The sequence below is a fragment of the Streptomyces sp. ISL-99 genome, assembly GCF_018614005.1.
Classification (GTDB): Bacteria; Actinomycetota; Actinomycetes; order Streptomycetales; family Streptomycetaceae; genus Streptomyces; species Streptomyces flavidovirens.
In genome coordinates this window covers 145,749-164,821 of record NZ_JAGGPC010000038.1, presented here as the reverse complement: position 1 = coordinate 164,821, position 19,073 = coordinate 145,749, and the positions used below count along the sequence as shown (strand labels likewise).

General features: G+C 71.2%; 14 protein-coding genes and 2 pseudogenes. 7 read left to right on the top strand and 9 right to left on the bottom strand.

Features of this window, described 5'->3' with window-relative positions:
• Positions 1–74 precede the first annotated feature (74 nt).
• Both J7E91_RS23510 and rhaI read right to left on the bottom strand, forming a co-directional pair.
• Complete coding sequence (locus J7E91_RS23510; protein ID WP_214908030.1) at positions 75–2,114, bottom strand: bifunctional aldolase/short-chain dehydrogenase; 2,040 nt, start codon at positions 2,112–2,114, stop codon at positions 75–77.
• A gap of 5 nt (positions 2,115–2,119) precedes the next feature.
• Positions 2,120–3,289: an L-rhamnose isomerase gene (gene rhaI, locus J7E91_RS23505; protein ID WP_214908028.1), complete on the bottom strand. Its 1,170-nt coding sequence runs from the start codon at positions 3,287–3,289 to the stop codon at positions 2,120–2,122.
• A gap of 269 nt (positions 3,290–3,558) precedes the next feature.
• On the opposite strand from rhaI, the pseudogene J7E91_RS23500 reads away from it, so the two are divergent.
• The 5 genes and pseudogenes from J7E91_RS23500 to J7E91_RS23480 form a co-directional block, all read left to right on the top strand.
• Positions 3,559–3,798 (top strand): annotated as a pseudogene (locus tag J7E91_RS23500) (L-rhamnose mutarotase); the annotation flags it as partial.
• Between the two features lie 65 nt (positions 3,799–3,863).
• A complete protein-coding gene (locus tag J7E91_RS23495; RefSeq protein ID WP_214908024.1) occupies positions 3,864–5,291 on the top strand; it encodes a BNR repeat-containing protein in 1,428 nt (475 codons plus the stop codon).
• Positions 5,292–5,375: 84 nt separating this feature from the next.
• Positions 5,376–5,708, top strand: a pseudogene (locus J7E91_RS23490) (arabinose isomerase); the annotation flags it as partial.
• Positions 5,708–6,754 carry a LacI family DNA-binding transcriptional regulator gene (locus J7E91_RS23485; protein ID WP_214908023.1) on the top strand — a complete coding sequence of 349 codons (1,047 nt, stop codon included), beginning with the start codon at positions 5,708–5,710 and terminating at the stop codon, positions 6,752–6,754. The pseudogene J7E91_RS23490 and the gene J7E91_RS23485, both read left to right, overlap by 1 nt.
• A 237-nt stretch (positions 6,755–6,991) precedes the next feature.
• A complete protein-coding gene (locus tag J7E91_RS23480) occupies positions 6,992–8,377 on the top strand; it encodes an MFS transporter (protein ID WP_214908021.1) in 1,386 nt (461 codons plus the stop codon).
• A gap of 85 nt (positions 8,378–8,462) precedes the next feature.
• Here the strand turns inward: J7E91_RS23480 and J7E91_RS23475 are convergent, their stop codons facing one another.
• From J7E91_RS23475 to lnt, 4 genes are all read right to left on the bottom strand, one after another.
• Positions 8,463–10,379 carry a GAF domain-containing protein gene (locus J7E91_RS23475; protein WP_214908019.1) on the bottom strand — a complete coding sequence of 639 codons (1,917 nt, stop codon included), beginning with the start codon at positions 10,377–10,379 and terminating at the stop codon, positions 8,463–8,465.
• Positions 10,380–10,389: 10 nt separating this feature from the next.
• Positions 10,390–11,199, bottom strand: coding sequence for a 3-hydroxybutyrate dehydrogenase (locus J7E91_RS23470; protein ID WP_214908017.1), 810 nt, complete (start codon positions 11,197–11,199; stop codon positions 10,390–10,392).
• 55 nt (positions 11,200–11,254) lie between these two features.
• A complete protein-coding gene (locus J7E91_RS23465; protein ID WP_214908015.1) occupies positions 11,255–11,734 on the bottom strand; it encodes an NUDIX domain-containing protein in 480 nt (159 codons plus the stop codon).
• 70 nt (positions 11,735–11,804) lie between these two features.
• A complete protein-coding gene (gene lnt, locus J7E91_RS23460) occupies positions 11,805–13,421 on the bottom strand; it encodes an apolipoprotein N-acyltransferase (RefSeq protein WP_374224769.1) in 1,617 nt (538 codons plus the stop codon).
• Between the two features lie 203 nt (positions 13,422–13,624).
• On the opposite strand from lnt, the gene J7E91_RS23455 reads away from it, so the two are divergent.
• Positions 13,625–14,734 (top strand): O-antigen ligase, encoded by a 1,110-nt coding sequence (locus J7E91_RS23455; protein ID WP_214908013.1) that lies wholly within the window; start codon positions 13,625–13,627, stop codon positions 14,732–14,734.
• 317 nt (positions 14,735–15,051) lie between these two features.
• Here J7E91_RS23455 and J7E91_RS23450 read toward each other — a convergent pair whose 3' ends face one another.
• Together J7E91_RS23450 and J7E91_RS23445 are read right to left on the bottom strand one after the other, a co-directional pair.
• A complete protein-coding gene (locus tag J7E91_RS23450) occupies positions 15,052–15,615 on the bottom strand; it encodes a hypothetical protein (protein ID WP_214908011.1) in 564 nt (187 codons plus the stop codon).
• A 69-nt stretch (positions 15,616–15,684) separates the two neighbouring features.
• Positions 15,685–16,470 carry a glutamate racemase gene (locus J7E91_RS23445; protein WP_214908010.1) on the bottom strand — a complete coding sequence of 262 codons (786 nt, stop codon included), beginning with the start codon at positions 16,468–16,470 and terminating at the stop codon, positions 15,685–15,687.
• 58 nt (positions 16,471–16,528) lie between these two features.
• Here J7E91_RS23445 and J7E91_RS23440 point away from each other — a divergent pair, with 58 nt between their 5' ends.
• Positions 16,529–17,719: a glycosyltransferase gene (locus J7E91_RS23440; protein WP_214908008.1), complete on the top strand. Its 1,191-nt coding sequence runs from the start codon at positions 16,529–16,531 to the stop codon at positions 17,717–17,719.
• Positions 17,720–17,734: 15 nt separating this feature from the next.
• On the opposite strand, the gene J7E91_RS23435 is transcribed toward J7E91_RS23440, so the two are convergent.
• Positions 17,735–18,988, bottom strand: coding sequence for a TerD family protein (locus tag J7E91_RS23435; RefSeq protein ID WP_251016118.1), 1,254 nt, complete (start codon positions 18,986–18,988; stop codon positions 17,735–17,737).
• Between the last annotated feature and the right edge of the window lie 85 nt (positions 18,989–19,073).

Sequence of the window (19,073 nt, the reverse complement as noted above, 5' to 3'; positions counted from 1 at the left end):
GGGTGGTGACGGGCGAGGGCGGGCGGGTGGGTCGCCTGCGGGGCTTCTCCCCGCCCCGCAGGCGACCGCGCCCCCTACCTCAGGAACGCCGCCGCCACGCCCGCGTCCACCGGCACGTGCAGCCCCGTCGTATGCGTGAGCTCACCACCCGTCAGCGCGAACACCGCGTTCGCGACGTGCTCCGGCAGCACCTCCCGCTTCAGCAGGGTCCGCTGCGCGTAGAACTCACCGAGTTTCTCCTCCTCGACCCCGTACACCGCGGCCCGCTTCGCACCCCAGCCGGCCGCGAAGATGCCGGACCCGCGCACCACACCGTCCGGGTTGACGCCGTTGACGCGAATGCCGTGCTCGCCCAGTTCGGCGGCGAGCAGCCGCACCTGGTGGGCCTGGTCGGCCTTGGTGGCGGAGTACGCGATGTTGTTGGGGCCTGCGAAGACGGCGTTCTTCGAGGCGATGTAGATGATGTCGCCGCCCATGCCCTGGGCGGTCATCACGCGCGCGGCCTCCCGGGAGACCAGGAAGGAGCCGCGGGCCATGATGTCGTGCTGGAGGTCCCAGTCCTTGGCCGTGGTCTCCAGGAGCGGCTTGGAGATGGAGATTCCGGCGTTGTTGACGACCAGGTCGACCCCGCCGAAGGCGAGCAGCGCGGCCTGGAACGACTCCGCGATCCGCTCTTCGGAGGTCACGTCGACGGTGACCGCCACCGCCTTGTCGGCGCCGCCCAGTTCCTCGGCGACGGCCGCGGCCGCCTCGGCGTTCAGGTCGGCGACGACCACGCAGGCGCCCTCGGCTACCAGCCGGTGTGCGATCGCCTTGCCGATGCCCGAGCCGGCGCCCGTCACCAGCGCCACCCGCGTCGCCAGCGGCTTGGGCCGGGGCATCCGCTGGAGCTTGGCCTCCTCCAGCGCCCAGTACTCGATTCCAAACTTCTCGCGCTCCTCGATCGGCGCGTACACCGACACGGCCTCGGCGCCGCGCATCACGTTGATGGCGTTGACGTAGAACTCGCCCGCGACCCGCGCGGTCTGCTTGTCCTTGCCGAAGGAGAACATCCCCACGCCCGGCACCAGGACGATCGCCGGGTCGGCGCCGCGCATCGCGGGCGAGTCGGTGTCCGCGTGCCGCTGGTAGTAGGCGGCGTACTCCTCGCGGTACGCGGTGTGCAGCTCCTTCAGCCGGGCCACCGCCTCCTCCAGGGGCGCGGACGGCGGAAGGTCGAGGACCAGCGGCCGTACCTTCGTACGCAGGAAATGGTCCGGGCAGGACGTGCCCAGGGCGGCGAGCCGGGGGTGTTCGGCGCGGGCCAGGAAGTCCAGGACGGCGTCGGAGTCGTTGAAGTGCCCGACCTGGGGCCGGTCCTGGGACGCCAGGCCCCGGATGAAGGGGGCGAGCGCGGCCGCCCGCGCGCGGCGCTCGGTCTCGGCCGGCGGCTCGTACCCCTCCAGCACCGGCCCGAAGGGCTCAGGGCGGCCGCGCTCGGCGAGGAACGCCTCGGCGGTACGGATGATGTGCAGCGAGTTGGCCTCGCACTCCTCGGAGGTCGCGCCCCACGCGGTGACGCCGTGCCCGCCCAGGACGCAGCCGATGGCCTGCGGGTTGGCGTCCTTGATCGCGGCGATGTCCAGGCCCAGCTGGAAGCCGGGGCGCCGCCAGGGAACCCACACCACCCGGTCGCCGAAGCACTCGGCGGTCAGCTTCTCGCCGTCGGCCGCGCAGGCCAGCGCGATCCCCGAGTCGGGGTGGAGGTGGTCGACGTGGGCGGCGTCCACGAGTCCGTGCATGGCGGTGTCGATCGAAGGCGCAGCCCCGCCCTTGCCGTGCAGGCAGTAGTCGAACGCGGCGACCATCTCGTCCTCGCGCTCCACCCCGGGGTAGACGTCGGTCAGCGCCCGCAGCCGGTCCAGGCGCAGGGCGGCGAGGCCCTCCGCCTTGAGGGTGCCCAGGTCGCCGCCGGACCCCTTGACCCACATCAGCTCCACGCCGTCGCCGGTCACCGGGTCGACAGCGGTGCCCTTGGCCGAGGTGTTGCCGCCCGCGTAGTTGGTGTTGCGCGGGTCGGCGCCCAGCCGGTGTGAACGCTCCAGCAGCGCGTCCACCGCTTCGTGCTGTGCCATGTCGATCAAGCTCCCCATCCGGCCTGGGTCCCGCCCACGCGCTCTTCGGTGATCTTCTGTGCCCAGCCCGAGCGGTGGTACGCCGCGATCGGGTCCGGGTCGATGCCGATCTCCTCGCGCACCTCGGCGAGCAGCGGCCGCACATCGGTGTTGTACGCGTCCATCAGGACGGCGTTGGCGGCCAGCACATCGCCGGAGACCTGTGCCTCGGCCAGCGCCGTACCGTCCACCAGCAGCGCCTTGGCCGTGGCTTCCTGGACGTTCATCACGGACCGGATGATCGCCGGGATCTTCGCCTCGATGTTGTGGCACTGGTCGAGCATGAAGGCCACGTCGGACGCGAGACCGCCGCCGCGGATCACCTCGTACATGATGCGGAACAGCTGGAACGGGTCAGCGGCGCCGACCATCAGGTCGTCGTCGGCGTAGAAGCGGGAGTTGAAGTCGAAGCCGCCGAGCTTCCCCTCGCGCAGCAGCAGCGCCACGATGAACTCGATGTTGGTGCCGGGCGCGTGGTGCCCGGTGTCCACGACGACCTGCGCCTTGTCGCCGAGCTTCAGGCAGTGCGCGTAGGCGGTTCCCCAGTCGGGCACGTCCGTGGTGTAGAAGGCGGGCTCGAAGAACTTGTACTCCAGCAGCATCCGCTGGTCGTCGCCGAGCCGCTCGTAGACGGCGGCCAGGGCCTCCGCGAGCCGGTCCTGGCGCGAGCGGATGTCGTCCTGGCCCGGGTAGTTGGTGCCGTCGGAGAACCAGAGTTTGAGATCGCGGGAGCCGGTGGCGTCCATGATGTCGACGCACTCCAGCAGGTGGGCCACGGCCTTGCGGCGCACTGCGGCGTCGGGGTGGCAGACGCTGCCGAGCTTGTAGTCGTCGTCCTGGAAGACGTTGGAGTTGATGGTGCCGAGGCGTACGCCCCGCTCCTTCGCGTACGTCGCGAGGGCCCCGTAGTCGTCGACCTTGTCCCAGGGGATGTGCAGGGCGACGGTCGGGGCGACGCCCGTGTGCTCATGGACGCGGGCGGCGTCGTCCAGCTTCTCCTGCGGCGTGCGCGGGACTCCCTGCTGGGCGAACACCTTGAAACGTGTGCCCGAGTTCCCGTAGGCCCAGGACGGCGTCTCGACGGCCTGGGTCTCGAGAGCTGCCTTCACGGCTGGGACGTCGGATCGGCTCGTCATCGTCAGCGCTCCTGTATGCCATGCGGGTGCATGGATCGGCTCGTGAATCGTTTCATCGAGGGGAAGCTATGGGGGGCCGCAGGCGCTGTCAAGGGCCGAGGCGGGGCGGCCGTGCGCACATTGCGAAAAGGGCAAGCTGTGCAAGCTTCAGCTGTTGAACCATTGACTGACCCGGGTTACGCCGCCTAGCTTCCGTGAAACCTCGTTGAAACCTTTCACGGCATTGCTGGTCATCGACCGCGGCCGCTGAGGAGTCCCCCATGAACCAGCCCGACATGCTCGAAGCTCTCTCGGCCACCGGCTGGCACAACTACTCGCTCTTCCTGCGCGACGACGGTCTGCTCGTCGGCTATCTGGAGACCGAGGACTTCGCCAGGGCCCAGGCCGCCATGGCCGCCACCGAGGTCAACGCCCGCTGGCAGGCCGAGATGGGTGAGTTCTTCGAGGCGCTCGACGGCGACCGGCCGGACGAGGCGATGAAACCGCTCACCGAAGTGTTCCACCTTGCTCAGCAGAACCCGAGAAGTCAGAGAACCCCGATAAGTCAGAGAACCGAGAAGACGGAGAGACCCCGATGAGACGACCCCTGGCCGTCGCGGTGTTCGGCGCCGCCATGTTCACCGCTGTGTCCCTGCCCGGTACGGCGGCACAGGCAGCCGATCCCGCCCCGGCGGTCAGTAAGGTCGCCGACACCGCACTCGACTCCCAGGCCCTGTACTTCGTGTCGTACAACGGCCTGGTCAACAACAACTCCTTCCAGAAGAACGGTCTGCTGACCTACAAGAGCTACCAGTACGCCACCTGGTACACCGCCGACCGCAGTGCGGTCGTCGCCCGCCGGGCGCTCGGCTCGTCGAGCTGGCAGACCGTCAAGCTCGCCCACAAGCTGCGCTACAACGACTCGCACAACGTCATATCCATGGGCGTGTCGAAGACAGACGGCCGCCTGCACCTCAACATGGACTCGCACAGCGACGGCTTCTTCTATGTGAAGTCGGCCGCCGGTCTGCTCGACAACCCGGCCGGACGGGCCTGGACGGCAACCGAGTTCGGCGGCGTGCAGACCACCCTCGACGGACTCGGCCTCACCTCGCAGTTCACCTATCCGCAGTTCGTCGCCACGCCCGAGGGGCGCCTCCAGCTCAGCTACCGCGTCGCCGTCTCCGGCAACGGGCGCAACGCGCTCGCCGAATACGACGGTACGAAGTGGACGGCGCTCGGCGAGTGGTCCAGCTCCACCGGCACGTACACCAGCGAGCACGGCTCCAGCACCGCCCGCAACATGTACCTGCACGGCATCGACTACAGCGCCGACGGCAGGCTGCACGCCTTCTTCACCTGGCGGGAGCAGAACGGCGCCGTGATGTGCAACGGCGGAGGCATCACCAACCACGACACCGGCTACGTCTACTCCACCGACCGCGGCCGCACCTGGCGCAACAACGCCGGCGCTGTCGTAGGCACCACCGGGGGCAGCGACAAGGTCGCCGTCACCGACGCCGGGCTGGTCGCCGATCCGCTCGGCCCCGACCACTCCCTGATGAACCAGGAGAGCCAGGACACCGACTCGGCGAGCCGCCCGCACGCGCTCATCAGCTACGTCCCGGGCCGGTTCACCCCGTGCACCACCAACTACGTCAACGACCGCACGGCCAACGGCCGCGTCTTCCACGTCCGCAAGGACATCACGACCGGCGCCTGGAAGAAGACCGAGATCCCGGTGCCGCTGAACTCCAGCCAGCGCACCAAGCTGGTCCTGGACAAGTACGACAACGCCTACGCGGTCTTCCCCTTCGGCCGTATCGCCGCCGCGTCGAAGGCCTCCAACTACACGGACTGGAAGACCCTGTACGACGGCAGCGGCCTGAACGCCTTCGGCGAGGTCGTCATCGACGAGATGCGGCTCAAGCAGGACAACGTGCTGTCGATCATGTACCAGCAGAAGTCGAGCGGTACGACGCCCTCGCCGATCCGCGTCGTGGACTTCAGCCTGCCTCAGTGACCGAATCCGTGAAGGAAGGACGTCATGACCTTCGTACGCACCCCCGCCGTCGCCCGCAAGCCCCGCATCGGGCTCGTGGCAGGCGGACTCGGCGCCTACCACGGCAAGCGCGGCTGGGGCGTATCGGTGGAGTTCGACGTCAGGCACGGTCCGGTGACGCTGGTCGGGCTGGGGCAGACCCGGGACGGAAGGTACAAGCTCGTCGCCTCCGAAGGTAAAGTGGTCGGCGGCCCGCTGCTGAAGATCGGCAACACGACGTCACGCGTCGACTTCGGCTGCGACCCCGGTGAATGGACCGACGCGTGGAGTGCGAGCGGTGTCGCCCACCACTGGGCGCTCGCCACGGGGAGCCTGCTGCCCGACCTGCGCGCGCTGGCCGGTCTGACCGGACTGGAGCTCGTGGAGGTCTCTGCCTGATGGCACAGTCGGTGGGTATCAAGGACGTCGCCCGGCTCGCCGGGGTGTCCGTCGGCACGGTCTCGAACGTGATCAACCGGCCGGAGTCGGTGACCGAGGAGACCCGGGCGCGTGTCCTGGCCACCATCGACCAGCTGGGCTATGTACGCAGCGAGTCCGCCCGCCAGTTGCGGGCGGGCCGCAGCCGGATCATCTCCCTGCTGGTGCTCGACATGGCCAACCCGTTCTTCGTGGACGTCGCCTCCGGCGCCGAACGGTCCGCGCGGGAGGCCGGGCTCGGGGTGATGCTGTGCAACAGCGGCCAGAGTGCCACGGAGGAGAGCGAGTACCTCGGCCTCTTCAGTGAGCAGCGGGTGCGGGGCGTACTGATCACTCCGGTGGACCCCACCGGCCGTAACCTGCGCGCCTTCAGACGGCAGGGCATCCCGTACGTGCTCGTCGACCGGGTGGCCCCCAGCACGGAGGGGTGTTCCGTCTCCGTCGACGACGTCACGGGCGGAGCCCTGGCCGTACGCCATCTCATCGCCGGGGGCCACACCGAGATCGCGTACGTCAGCGGCCCTCTGCACCTGGACCAGTGCCGGGACCGGCAGGCCGGAGCCCTCCAGGCGCTGGCCGAGGCCGGTCTGCCGGCCGACCGGCTGCGGCTGATCGAGGCCGAGCGGCTCGACGTGGCGGCGGGTCGCGACTCGGGTGCCCGGCTGCTGGGCATGTCGTCCCGCCCGACCGCGGTGTTCTGCGCGAACGATCTGCTCGCACTGGGGGTGCTGCAGGCGCTGTACGGGGCCGGGGTGAGCGTGCCCGACGACGTCGCCCTGGTCGGCTATGACGACATCGAGTTCGCCTCGGCGGCCGCTGTGCCGCTGACCTCCGTACGCCAGCCGGCCTTCCAGATGGGGCGGATGGCCGCCGACCTGCTCATCGAGGAGACCGGCGACGCGGCGGACACGCACGAGCACCAGCGGATCGTGCTCCAGCCGGAGCTGGTGGTGCGGGACTCGTCGCTGCCACGCCGCCGCAGAGACCGGGCGCCCGGCGGCGCGTAGACAGTCGCGAACGAGTGCGCGCGCCGACCTCTTGATCCGGTGAAGCGCGCAAACTCAGGCAGGCGCCTGCCGGCCTTGCACAAGGTGCTCGGAGCAGCGCCCAGGTGCCTGTCATGGTGGCCGGGCGCACAGCCGTCCCCGGAACTATGGTGTCCCACCACATGTGCCGCTGACCTGCGCGTTTCTACGGTATGGCGACACGGAAACGTCCCCGCCAACCGTCCGGAAGTGGTGTTCATGGCCGCCCCCGCATCCGCTCCACCAGCGCCGAGCTCGCTCAAGCGCATCGTCGCAGCCAGCCTCATCGGCACGACCATCGAGTGGTACGACTTCTTCTTGTACGGATCTGCCGCCGCGCTGGTCTTCAACAAGCTGTTCTTTCCCGACTCCGACCCCCTCGTCGGGACCCTGCTCTCCTTCCTGACCTACGCGGTCGGCTTCGCGGCCAGGCCGCTCGGGGCGCTCGTCTTCGGGCATTACGGCGACCGGCTCGGCCGCAAGAAGCTGTTGGTGCTGAGCCTGCTGTTGATGGGGGGCGCCACCTTCGCCATCGGTCTGCTGCCGACGCACTCCGCCATCGGCTCCGCCGCGCCCGTCCTGCTCACCGTGCTGCGGCTCGTCCAGGGCTTCGCGCTCGGGGGCGAGTGGGGCGGGGCGGTTCTGCTGGTGTCGGAGCACGGGGACGCCGAGCGGCGTGGTTTCTGGGCTTCGTGGCCGCAGACCGGGGCGCCCGCCGGGCAGTTGCTCGCCACCGGGGTGCTGTCCGCTCTGACCGCGCTGCTGTCGGACTCCGCCTTCCTCGCGTGGGGCTGGCGCATACCCTTCCTGCTGTCCGGTGTGCTGGTGATCGTCGGTCTGTGGATTCGTCTCTCTGTCGATGAATCGCCGGTCTTCAAGGCCGCGTTGGCCCAGGCAGAGGCCCGTAAGAGCGCGTCGGCCGTCGCCGAGAAGATGCCGCTGGTCGCCGTCCTTCGTCACCACTGGCGCGATGTGCTGGTCGCGATGGGTGCCCGCATGGCGGAGAACATCAGCTACTACGTCATCACCGCCTTCATCCTCGTCTACGCGACGACAGAGGCACAGCTCAGCAAGCAGACCGCTCTCAACGCGGTACTGATCGCCTCGGCCGTCCACTTCGCGGTGATCCCCGCGTGGGGCGCCCTGTCGGACCGGGTCGGGCGCCGGCCCGTCTATCTGCTCGGTGCGGTCGGCGTCGGCCTGTGGATGTTCCCGTTCTTCATGCTCATCGACACCAAGACCTTCGGGAACCTGCTCCTCGCCGTGACGGTCGGACTGGTCTTCCACGGCGCGATGTACGCACCGCAGGCAGCCTTCTTCTCGGAGATGTTCGCCACCCGTATGCGTTACTCCGGCGCTTCGATCGGCGCGCAGTTCTCCTCCGTGGCGGCCGGCGCCCCGGCGCCGCTGATCGCTACCGCCCTCCTCGCCGACTACGGCTCCTCCACGCCGATCGCCCTGTATGTCATCGCCGCCGCGCTCATCACGGTGGTCGCGGTCGGATGCGCCAAGGAGACCCGGCACCGGGACCTGGGGGACATCGAGGCGAAGCCGAGCGGGGAAGAAGACGCTGCCGTACGGGCCGCCGGCACTCGCAGCGTCTGAGCGGAGGCGCACGTACACGTGCACGTACTACGCGAACGGCCGTGTACGGGAACGCCCGAAGAGCGTTCCCGTACACGGCCGTTTTTCAGCGCGTGATCGCCCCCGACAGTCCATGCAGCCGCAGCGCCAGCTGCACCTCCAGTGCGCGCTCCGGCGACTGCCAGTCCGCGCCGAGCAGTCTGCCGATCCGCTCCAGGCGCTGCGCCACCGTGTTGACGTGGACGTGCAGTGCGTCCTTCGTTCGGGCGGGGCTCATGCCGCACGCGAAGTACGCGTCCAGGGTGCGCACCAGGTCGGTTCCCCGGCGCCGGTCGTACTCGATCACCTCGCCGATCGTGCGGCGTACGAACCCTTCGATGGCGCCTCCGGAACGCCCGTCCCGGCTGTCCGCGAGCAGCAGGCCGAGGAACCCGAAGTCCTCCGCCGCCGCTCCTTCCCCGCAGCGGCCCAGCAGCCGCAGCGCGTCGACACAACGGCGTGCTTCCTCGTACGCCCCCGCCACCGCACCGGGGTGCGCCGCGGGTGCGTCCACCGGCCCCGAGGCTCCGACCGTGACCGGCTCGCGCAGGGCGCCGCCCAGGTGCTTCGCCGTCCGGCGCGCGAGGGCCGCGGCGCTGTCGCCACTGCCCAGCGGCAGCAGCAGCACGGTGCCGCCGCCGCGGGCCGCGGCGAGGCCGTGCCCGGTCGCCGCGAGGTGCGAGGCCGCGGACCAGAGCCGCCTGCGGTCCGCGCTCTCCCGCTCCACGGTGGCCGCCCGAGGCGCTTCGATGCGGGCGGCGAGCACCACATGAGGGGCGTCGAGGTCGGCGCTCAGCCGGGCGGCGCGTTCGCGCAGCAGGCGGGGGTCGCGGTCCGGGGCGTCGAGGAGATCGTCGAGGAGTTCGCCCCGTACGCGTTGCTCCGCCTCGCCCGCCGAGCGCCTGGCCAGCAGCAGCAATGACGTCACCATGGCGGCACGTTCGAGCGTTCGCTGATCGACGGGGTCCAGGTCGGGGTGGCCGTGCAGGACGAGCGCGCCGAGGAGTTCACCACCGGCCGCGACGCTGACGACCCAGTCGTCGCCGCGCCGTACCGCATGGCCGTCCGTGCCCGCGGGTTCCCCGTCGGCCTCCGTGAACTCGACGTTCCCGTCCAGCACTTCCGACACCGCGCCGGCCACGTCGTGGACGCCACCGCCGCGCAGCACCAGTTCGGTGAGCCTGTCGTGCACCTCCGAGGCGCGCTCGATGACGCCGCTGCGGTCGCGGATGATCTCGTTGGCCTTCTCCAGTTCGGCGAGCGCCGAGCGCGTCTCCGCCAGCAGGTTCGCGGTGTCAATGGCGACAGCCGCGTGGGCGGCGAACGAGCCGAGCAGCGCGATCTGTTCGCGCTCGAAGACGCGGGCGCGGCGGTCGGCGGCGAAGAGGACGCCGATGACCTGGCTGCCGAGCGTGAGCGGTACGCCGAGGATCGCGACCAGGCCTTCGTCGCGTACGCCCGAATCGATGGTCCAGGTGTGCTGGAAGCGGGGGTCGTCGAAGTAGCTCTCGGTCGCGTAGGGGCGGGCGGTCTGGGCGACGAGTCCGCCGAGCCCCTCCCCCATGCCGAGCCTCAGCTGCTGGAAGCGCGCCGACACCGACCCTTCGGTGACCCGCATGTACGTGTCGCCCGCGACCGGGTCGTTGAGGCTCAGATACGCGACCTCCGTGCCCAGCAGTGACCGCGCCCGCTGCACGATCGCCGCCAGTACGGCGCCCAGGTCGCGCAGCCCCGCAAGGTCGTGGGCGGTCTCGTAGAGCGCGGACAGCTCGGCTTCGCGCCGTCTGCGCCCCTCCAGTTCGGCGCGTACCCGCAGGGCGTGCGTCTTCGCGGTTTCCAGGGCGGCGAGCGTCCCGGGCGGCGCGCCGTCCGCGCGGGCGACCAGCACGGGCCGCTCGTAGGCGTCGGCGGCGGCCCCGCGCGCGAGAAGTTCCAGGTACGGGACTTCGCTGCCGCTGGGTGGCTGATCGTGGGACATGGACATACTCAACCAGCTAGTGAGCGGTCCAGCCGCCGTCGAGGGGCAGTGAAGTTCCCGTAATGAACGACGCCTGCGGGCCGCACAGGTACGCGACCGCCTCGGCGACCTCGTCCGGTTCGAGGAGGCGCTTGAGCGCCGAGTCCTTGAGCAGTACGTCGGCCAGTACGCGTTCCTCCGGCAGCCCGTGGGCGGCCGCCTGGTCGGCGATCTGGCGCTCCACGAGCGGGGTGCGGACGTATCCGGGATTGACGCAGTTCGATGTGACGCCGTGCTCGGCGCCCTCGAGCGCGGCGGTCTTGGAGAGCCCTTCGAGCCCGTGCTTGGCGGCGACGTACGCCGACTTGTACGCGGAGGCGCGCAGTCCGTGCACGGAGGAGATGTTGACGATACGCCCCCAGCCCTGCCCGTACATGTGCGGAAGCGCTCCCCGGATCAGCCGGAACGGCGCCTCCAGCATCACGGTCAGGACAGTGTGGAAGACGTCGGGTGGGAATTCCTCGATGGGGCGGACCAGTTGCAGCCCCGCGTTGTTCACCAGAATGTCCGTGCCCGCCGCCGCCTGCTCCGCCGCGTCGAGGTCGGTGAGGTCGAGGATCTGCGGCTCCACCACTCCGGCGAGGCCCTGGGCCTGCCCGGTGAGGGCCTCGAGCCCTTCCGCGTCCCGGTCGACGGCTCTGACCTCGGCTCCGGCGGCGGCGAGCCGCAGCACGCAGGCACGGCCGATGCCGCCCGCCGCGCCGGTGACGAGCGCGGTGCGGCCGTCGAGGTCGGGTCCGGGGTGGTGCGCGGGGTGTGCGGTGGAGTGTGTGGTGGGCGCGGTCATGCCCACGACCCTAGGCAGCGCTCCCGCCGGCACCGATGTGGTCGCAGCCCATACTTCAGACCTGAGCGGTGGGCTCGAACCATGTGGGTTCGTCGGTGAGGGCCTGCTTGATCCTCAGGAGAGCGAACTCGTGCAGGTCCGGCAGGGAGTCCACCGAGAACCAGGCCACGTCCAGCGACTCGTCGTCGTTGACGCGTGCCTCACCGCCGACCGCCCGGCACCGGAAAGTGATGTCCATGTACTGGCACCGGTCGCCGTTCGGGTACTCGACCGGCTTCAGCGCCTGTACGAGAACGACGCGTTCCGCCACGCACTCCACGGCGGTCTCCTCGTACACCTCGCGCACGACCGCGGCCGCCGGCTGCTCCCCCGGCTCCGGGATGCCGCCGATGACCGACCACTTGCCTGTGTCGGCGCGACGGCCGAGCAGCACTCTGCCCGCCTCGTCGAAGACGATGGCGCTGACGCCCGGCAGGAAGAGGAGCTGGTGACCCGCGGTGGCCCGGAGCTCGCGGATGAATTCGGGAGTTGCCATGGCCCGACCCTAACGGGCCCTCCCTGACGGAGAACTCACCCGGAACTCAGCCGGAACTCACAGGGGGGGCTCACACGGACGTACCCCGGCGGGCCCGTACACCGCGGAACACGGCCCACCCGAGACCGGCCCCGGCGAGCACCACCAGTACGCCCTCGGGGATCGTACCGAGACGCGTCGCGGGGGTCAGCGAGGAGCGCAGCGGCACCTCGGCGACCAGTGCGTCCGGCGTGAACATCCGTGTCTTCTGGACGACCTCGCCGTCCGGCTGGATGACGGCACTGACTCCACTGGTCACGGGAACGACAACGGCCCGGCTGTGCTCGACGGCCCGCACCCTGGACATCGCGAGCTGCTGGTACGTCATCTCGCTGCGCCCGAAGGTGGCGTTGTTGCTGGGTACGCCGATGAGCTGGGCCCCGCCCGTGACGGTGTCCCGCACCGCCCAGTCGAAGGCCGCCTCGTAGCAGGTGGCGAGCCCCACCTTGGTGCCCGCGAGGTCGAAGACACCCACCTTGTTTCCCGGGCCGAAGTCCCTGCGTACCCGGTCGACGTCGGAGCTGAAGAGCCGTACGAAGGAACGCATCGGGATGTACTCGCCGAACGGCTGGACATGCCGCTTGTCGTACGTCGCGACAGGGCCGCGCTCCGGGTCCCACTCGATGAGCGTGTTACGCAGCTTTCCCGTCTCCGGTGTGAGTACCGCTCCCACGACCGTCGGTGCGCCGATCGCGCGAACGGCCCGGTCGATCACCATGCGGGCGTCGCTGTTGCGGTAGGGGTCGAGGTCGGAGGAGTTCTCCGGCCACAGGACGAAGTCCGGCCGGGACACCTTGCCGGCCTCGACGTCGGCGGCGAGCTGTTCCGTGCGGCGTGCGTGATTGTCCAGTACGGCCCGGCGCTGTGCGTTGAAGTCGAGGCCGAGGCGCGGCACGTTGCCCTGGATCGCGGCGGCCGTCGCGGTGCCGTCCTGCGCGGAGTCGTCGACGAGCGGCAGGGCGGCCAGGGCAGCCGTGACCGGCACGACGATCGTCAGAGCGGCGACGGCAGCACCCCTGCGGGGCAGTTCGCCGGTCGAGCGGTACGTGCGGAACTGGCGCACCGCTTCGTAGAGTCCGAAGCCGCACAGTACGACCGCGAACCCGAGCACCGGGGTGCCACCGACCGCGGCGAGGGGCAGGAAAACGCTGTCCGCCTGCCCGAAAGCGATCTTGCCCCAGGGGAACCCGCCGAACGGTACGCGCGCCCGGACCGCCTCACCCAGGATCCACACGGCCGCGCCCCACACCGGCCACAGCGGCAGTCGCGTCACCATGGCGATGCCGGCACAGCACACCGCGACGAACAGCGCCTCGGCGGCGGCGAGCGCCAGCCAGGGCACCGGGCCGACCTCTTCGCCGGTCCAGCTGAGCAGCGGCAGCAGGAAGCCGAGTCCCGCGAGGAGACCCAGCGCGAACGCGGCCCGCGCCCTGCGCCCGTAAAGACACCAGGCGAGCAGCGCGAAGCCGGGCAGCGCCAGCCACCACAGCGGGCGGGGCGGGAAGCTCGCGTACAGGAGCAGACCGGAGAGAGCGGCGGCGGCCGGGGCCACGAGCCGGGTCAGCATTCTTCTCCCGCGCGGGGTGGCATCGGAGTGCGGGGCCAGCTGTTCTGCGGGCTGGTTCATGGCAGTGGGGGTGGCGCTCACCAGGCGGAGTCTACGGTGGCCGGGCGGGGTATCGAGAGGGCGGTCCGGGCGTCTGAAGCACGTTCCTGCGCGTCTGAAGCACGTTCCTGCGCGATCTGTACACAAATCATCGCCCCTGCCATTACCGTGTGCGCCAGCCCCTGACACCCGGCCCGGTCCGGCCGTGGTGGGCGGGGCCCGTCTCAGGTCGGGGGGTCGACGGGATGGCTGTACCGGCCGTACGGTCCGGCGCGCGCGAACGCGGCGCTCTCACCGATGCCGCCGGAGTCGTGATCCTCGGCGGCTGCGCGGTCTGGTCGCTGGTCGCCGCGGCGGGGCGGGAGGCCAGGCCCGAAGGCGTCCTGCTGGCCGTGCTCGCCGTCGCCGGGGCTTACGCCTGCGGTCGGATCTGCGGCTCGCTGCTGCCGGTCGCCGCCGCCTCGGCCGCCGCCCTCGCCGCGCTCGCCCTGGCGGTCCCGCTGCGTGCGGGCCATGGCTTACCGGGGGACTTGGCGGGCGCGGCCGCCGCCGGGCAGCGGTTCGGGAGTACGGGCGCGAGTGCCGCGCTTCTGGCGCTGGCCTCGGGCGCGGCCTGCTGTGCGGCGTGGGCGGCGCGGCCGTATCCGCTGCGGCTCGCGCTCAGGCTGCTGGCGCTCGGGGTCGCCGTGACGGCGCTGGTGCTCGGTTCCGTCGCCGGGTTCGCGGCGGCGCTGGGTGTACTGCTGTGTTCGCTGGCGGCGGGCCGGGTGCCCCGCCGGGGCGCGGGCCTGGCGGGCCTTGCCCTGGCGGCGGGGCTCGTGGTGGGTGGTTCGTGGGCGGTGACCGAGGACGCGCTGCCGCGCGGTCTCACCGTCTCGCTGGAGGGGCAGCTGACGGTGAACCGGGTACTGCTGTGGCGGGACGCGCTCGACCTCGCCAAGGAGCACCCGGCGCGCGGCGCGGGCCCCGACCGGTTCGGCAGGCTCAGCCCGACCGCGCAGCAGACGCCGCAGTCCGACGGCAAACCCCACTCGGCGCCGCTGCAGCTGGCCGCCGAGCAGGGCGTTGCCGGGGTCGCTCTGCTGGGCGCCGCCTTCGGCTGGCTGCTGTACGGGCTGTGGCGCTCGCCCCGCGACACTCCGGTGGTCCTGACCGCGGCGGCGGCGCTCACGGCCGTCGCGGCCCTGGCGGGCGTCTGCAACGCGCTCAGCTTCACGGCGGTGACGGCGGGCGCAGGGGTGCTGGCAGGGCTGGCCACGGCGCGGCGGCTGTCGGACGACGGGGGTGGCGGTGGTGTGGGCGGCGGTGTGGGCCCTTCCCAGGCGGAGACGGGGGCGCGGGTGCGCAGCCGTTAGACCAGCGGTGCGGCCGACGGCTTTTCCCCACCCCGCCCCTTCCCGAAACCGGGGCTCCGCCCCGGACCCCGGTCCTCAAACGCCGGACGGGCTGCATTCGCCGTAAGCACGGTGGCGTCCTGCGACACGCAGCACGTGCGCGGGCCCGTACGGCGGACCCCGACCCGTACGCGGGCGCCGACCCGCACGCGGGCGCGGGCCCGTACGGCGGGCACGGACCCGTTCGCGAACGCCGACCCGTACGCGGGCACGGACCCGTACGTAAACGCCGACCCGTTCGAGAGGCCCACCGTACGCGGGTGCCCGCAGCCGGGGGATCAGCTTCCGGGGGTTGGGCCCGTTGTGGCGGCGTGCAGGTGGGCGCGGATGATGCGTACCGCCGTCTCGGCGTCGTCCACGGTCACCGTGAAGATCCGGCCGTCGCCCAGACGCAGGACGAATCCCTCGCCTCTGCGCACGATCACGGCCATCCCTTTTCCGGGACGCCAGCGATAGCCCCAGCCGCCCCACTGCCGTGGCGTGACGCTGGGCGCGAACTCCGCCCGCACCACGTGGGCCAGCGGGATGCGGCGACGCGGCAGGCCCATGTGGCCGCAGCGGACCTCGAGCGCGTCGCTGTCCAGCTTGACCGCCACGTGAACGAAGGCGAGCGTCCCGAAAAGGATGAGCAGGCCGGCCGCCAGGCAGCCGACGACCGACATCACCAGCGGCGCGAGGCCGGAGGTCCAGGTCGAGTCGACGGCCAGCTTGATACCGAGCGCGAGGCAGCCGGCGCCGGCGGCTGCGAGCAGCCACTGTGCGCGGTTGGTCGCGCGCCCGGTCCAGATCGCGGGAAGAGGCTCCGTGGTACGACGCCCCTCGCTGTGGGGGTGGTCCCTCATGCGCAGCAGCGTACTCACGTTCCGCATGGCGGGCAGCGCCAGGCAGGGCCGCCCCCGGCCGGACGGTGATCAGCGCGCGGCGTCGACCGTGTCCAGCAGGCGGCCCTCGGCGTACGCGAGCGCGGCGGCGGGCAGCGCGGCGTCCCGGCCGCTGAGCAGCACGGTGAGACCGGCGCCGGGTGCGGCCGCCGGGGCGGGCCGGGCGCCGATGCGGCGCAGTGCCTGGGCGGCAACGGCTTCGGCGGAGCCGTGGAGCACGACGGGCGGCAGCCCGTGCGGCTGGACAGCGGCGCGGATGCGCTCGACGACCAGTTCGTAATGGGTGCAGCCCAGGACGACGGCCCTTACATCGCGCGGAGTGAGGGCGGCGGCAGCAGCGACGGCGCGGTCGATGGCCTCCTCGTCGGCGTGCTGCACGGCGTCGGCGAGACCGGGGCAGGGCACCTCGGTGACGGCCGCGCCGTCGGCGAAGTCACGGATGAGGCCGCGCTGGTAGGGGCTGCCCGTGGTGACAGGCGTGGCCCAGATGGCGACGGACCCGCCGCCCGCGGCAGCCGGCTTGATCGCGGGCACGGTGCCGATGACCGGGATGCCGGGCTCCAGCGCCGCGCGGAGCGCGGGCAGTGCGTGCACGGAGGCGGTGTTGCAGGCCACGATCAGCGCGTCGGGCCGGTGCGCGGCGGCGGCGCGTGCCACGGTGAGCGCGCGCTCGGTGACATCGGCCGGCGTACGCGGCCCCCAGGGCATGTTGTCGGGGTCGGAGGAGAGGACCAGATCGGCGTCGGGCCGCAGCCGGCGCACCGCGGCGGCCGTCGGCAGCAGGCCGATTCCCGAGTCCATTAGCGCGATCTTCACCCGGTCACCATAGTCGACCGGCCTCGCGCGGCCGCCGGGGTGGTGCAGACTGCGGCGAATGAGCGCTGTTGCGTGGATTGCCGTGGGATCGCTGGCCGCGTGGGGGTGGCTGCTGCTGGGCCACGGGTTCTTCTGGCGTACCGACCAGCGTCTGCCGCGCCGCGAGGAGCCGGATGTATGGCCGGATGTCGCCGTGGTCGTCCCGGCGCGCGACGAGGCGCAAGTGCTTCCCCTGAGCCTGCCGTCGCTGCTTGCACAGGACTATCCGGGCCGTGCGGAGATCATTCTGGTCGACGACGGCAGCGAGGACGGTACGGGCGCACTGGCGCGGGAGCTGGCCGGCCTGCGCGGCGGGCTGCCGCTGACGGTGATCTCCCCCGGCGATCCGGAGCCGGGCTGGACCGGGAAGCTCTGGGCCCTGCGGCACGGCATCGCGCTGGCCCGCGAGCGGGGCCGCGAGGACGGGCGCGAACCGGAGTACCTGCTCCTTACGGACGCCGACATCGCGCACGCGCCAGGGAGCCTGCGCGAACTGGTGGCCGCGGCCCGCACCAACCACCTCGACCTGGTCTCCCAGATGGCGCGGCTGCGCGTCGTCAGCGCGTGGGAGCGGTTGGTCGTTCCCGCGTTCGTGTACTTCTTCGGGCAGCTCTATCCCTTCCGGTGGGTCAACAGAACAGGGGCACGGACCGCGGCGGCCGCCGGCGGCTGTGTGCTGCTGCGCACGGAGGCCGCGGTACGCGCGCGCGTGCCCGACTCGATCCGCCAGGCGGTGATCGACGATGTGTCACTCGCCGGAGCGGTGCGGCGCAGTGGGGGCAGGATCTGGCTGGGGCTCGCCGAAGGCGTGGACAGCGTGCGCCCGTATCCGCGGCTCGGCGACCTGTGGCGGATGGTGTCGCGCAGCGCGTACGCGCAACTGCGGCACAGCCCGCCGCTGCTCGCGGGAACGGTCGTGGGGCTCGCGCTGGTGTATCTCGCGCCCCCACTCACGCTCTGCGCCGGTGTGCTGTCGGTTGACGGTGTGGCGGCATGGGCGGGCGGCCTGGCATGGGCGGTAATGACCGCTACGTACCTTCCTGTGCTGCGCTACTACCGGCAGCCGCTGTGGCTCGCTCCGCTGCTGCCGTTCACCGCTGTCCTCTATCTGCTGATGACTGTCGATTCCGCCGTACAGCACTACCGGGGGCGGGGCGCGGCCTGGAAAGGGCGTACGTACGCACGTCCTGAAGCCGCGCCCGAGCGCTGAGCCGGCCGCCGGAGGTCACTTCCTGCCGGGCGACCAGTTCATGCCCCACCCGTAGGCGTGGTCGATGGTGCGCTGGGGGCTGACACCGCGTTCGGGTACGAGATAGCGCGCTTCGCGGCGCACGGTCAGATCGCCGCCCTCGTTGGTGATGAGGGCGAGCGCCGCGACGGTGGACGGCACGGTGCACTCGTCGAGCGAGAAGTCGATGGGTGCTCCGTTCTGCGGCGTGAGGTTGACCGTGGCGTGCAGGTCGGCGAAGGAACGCGCCCCTTCGTAGACAGCGACGAAGATGACGACGCGACGGAGCTTGTCCTGGTGGTCGAGGTTGATGGTCAGGTTCTCGCCGGTCCGCACGGATCCGGTGCGGTCGTCACCGTCGAGCTGGATGTACGGCGGCTGCTGCAGCGAGCCGAAGGCGTTGCCGAGCGCCTGGACGACTCCCTTGCGCCCGTCGGTGAGTTCGTAGAGGGCGCACAGGTCGAGGTCGAGGTCGCCGTGCATGGCGACGGCCCTGCCGAGCTTGGCCGCCCAGCCCTTGAACTGCTTGCGCACCTCCCAGTTGAGGTTCACGCGCATCATGCCCGTGGTGCCGCCCCGCTTGGTCAGGGAGACGGCCGGCGCTTCCTTGGTGAGCGTGATCTTGCTGAGGCTTACGGGAGCGGACGGCGGCGGGACCGGGGGCGCGGCCGGCGCCGCAGCCGCGACCGGGGGCGGTGCCGGTGCCGCTGCCGCAGCCTGCTGCTGGGGCTCGTCGACGCTGATGCCGAAGTCCGTGGCCAGCCCCTGGAGTCCGCTGTCGTAGCCCTGCCCCACGGCGCGGAACTTCCAGGCGCCCTGCCGCCGGTAGAGCTCGCCGAGGACGAAGGCCGTTTCGGCGCTCGCGTCCTGGCTGTCGAAGCGTGCGATCTCCGTGCCGTTCGCCGCGTCCAGCACCCGGACGTAAAGGCCCGGCACCTGCCCGAAGTTGCCGCCGTCCGCCGAGGCCGCCACCACCACGGTCTCCACGGCGGCCTCCACCCGCGCGAGGTCGACGGAAAGCGTGTCCGTTACACCGTCACCGGCAGGCGTCTTCCCGTCGTGCCGTACCGCGCCCGACGCGTGCGCGGGCTGGTTGTAGAAGACGAAGTCGGCGTCGTTACGGACCTTTCCCGACACCAGCAGGAGAGCGGAGGCGTCGACGTCCGGTACACCGGCACCTGAACGCCATCCCAATTCGATACGCACAGCCTGCGCCGGCACCGGCACATTGGTTCCTTTAAGCATGGACATGATCGCCCCCATCGCGACTGCGGGTGTCCGAGGATTTGTGTACGGCCAACGTATTCCCCCGCGTTCCGGGGCCCCGCGACGACGG

Excerpts from the sequence above, each read along its gene's own strand:
- J7E91_RS23465 (WP_214908015.1), bottom strand. The coding sequence starts at position 11,734 with ATGGCAACTCCCGAATTCATCCGCGAGCTCCGGGCCACCGCGGGTCAC.
- J7E91_RS23495 (WP_214908024.1), top strand. The coding sequence starts at position 3,864 with ATGAGACGACCCCTGGCCGTCGCGGTGTTCGGCGCCGCCATGTTCACC.
- J7E91_RS23480 (WP_214908021.1), top strand. The coding sequence starts at position 6,992 with ATGGCCGCCCCCGCATCCGCTCCACCAGCGCCGAGCTCGCTCAAGCGC.
- J7E91_RS23485 (WP_214908023.1), top strand. The coding sequence starts at position 5,708 with ATGGCACAGTCGGTGGGTATCAAGGACGTCGCCCGGCTCGCCGGGGTG.
- J7E91_RS23510 (WP_214908030.1), bottom strand. The coding sequence starts at position 2,114 with ATGGCACAGCACGAAGCGGTGGACGCGCTGCTGGAGCGTTCACACCGG.
- J7E91_RS23470 (WP_214908017.1), bottom strand. The coding sequence starts at position 11,199 with ATGACCGCGCCCACCACACACTCCACCGCACACCCCGCGCACCACCCC.
- J7E91_RS23455 (WP_214908013.1), top strand. The coding sequence starts at position 13,625 with ATGGCTGTACCGGCCGTACGGTCCGGCGCGCGCGAACGCGGCGCTCTC.
- rhaI (WP_214908028.1), bottom strand. The coding sequence starts at position 3,289 with ATGACGAGCCGATCCGACGTCCCAGCCGTGAAGGCAGCTCTCGAGACC.
- J7E91_RS23440 (WP_214908008.1), top strand. The coding sequence starts at position 16,529 with ATGAGCGCTGTTGCGTGGATTGCCGTGGGATCGCTGGCCGCGTGGGGG.
- J7E91_RS23450 (WP_214908011.1), bottom strand. The coding sequence starts at position 15,615 with ATGAGGGACCACCCCCACAGCGAGGGGCGTCGTACCACGGAGCCTCTT.
- J7E91_RS23475 (WP_214908019.1), bottom strand. The coding sequence starts at position 10,379 with ATGTCCATGTCCCACGATCAGCCACCCAGCGGCAGCGAAGTCCCGTAC.
- J7E91_RS23435 (WP_251016118.1), bottom strand. The coding sequence starts at position 18,988 with ATGTCCATGCTTAAAGGAACCAATGTGCCGGTGCCGGCGCAGGCTGTG.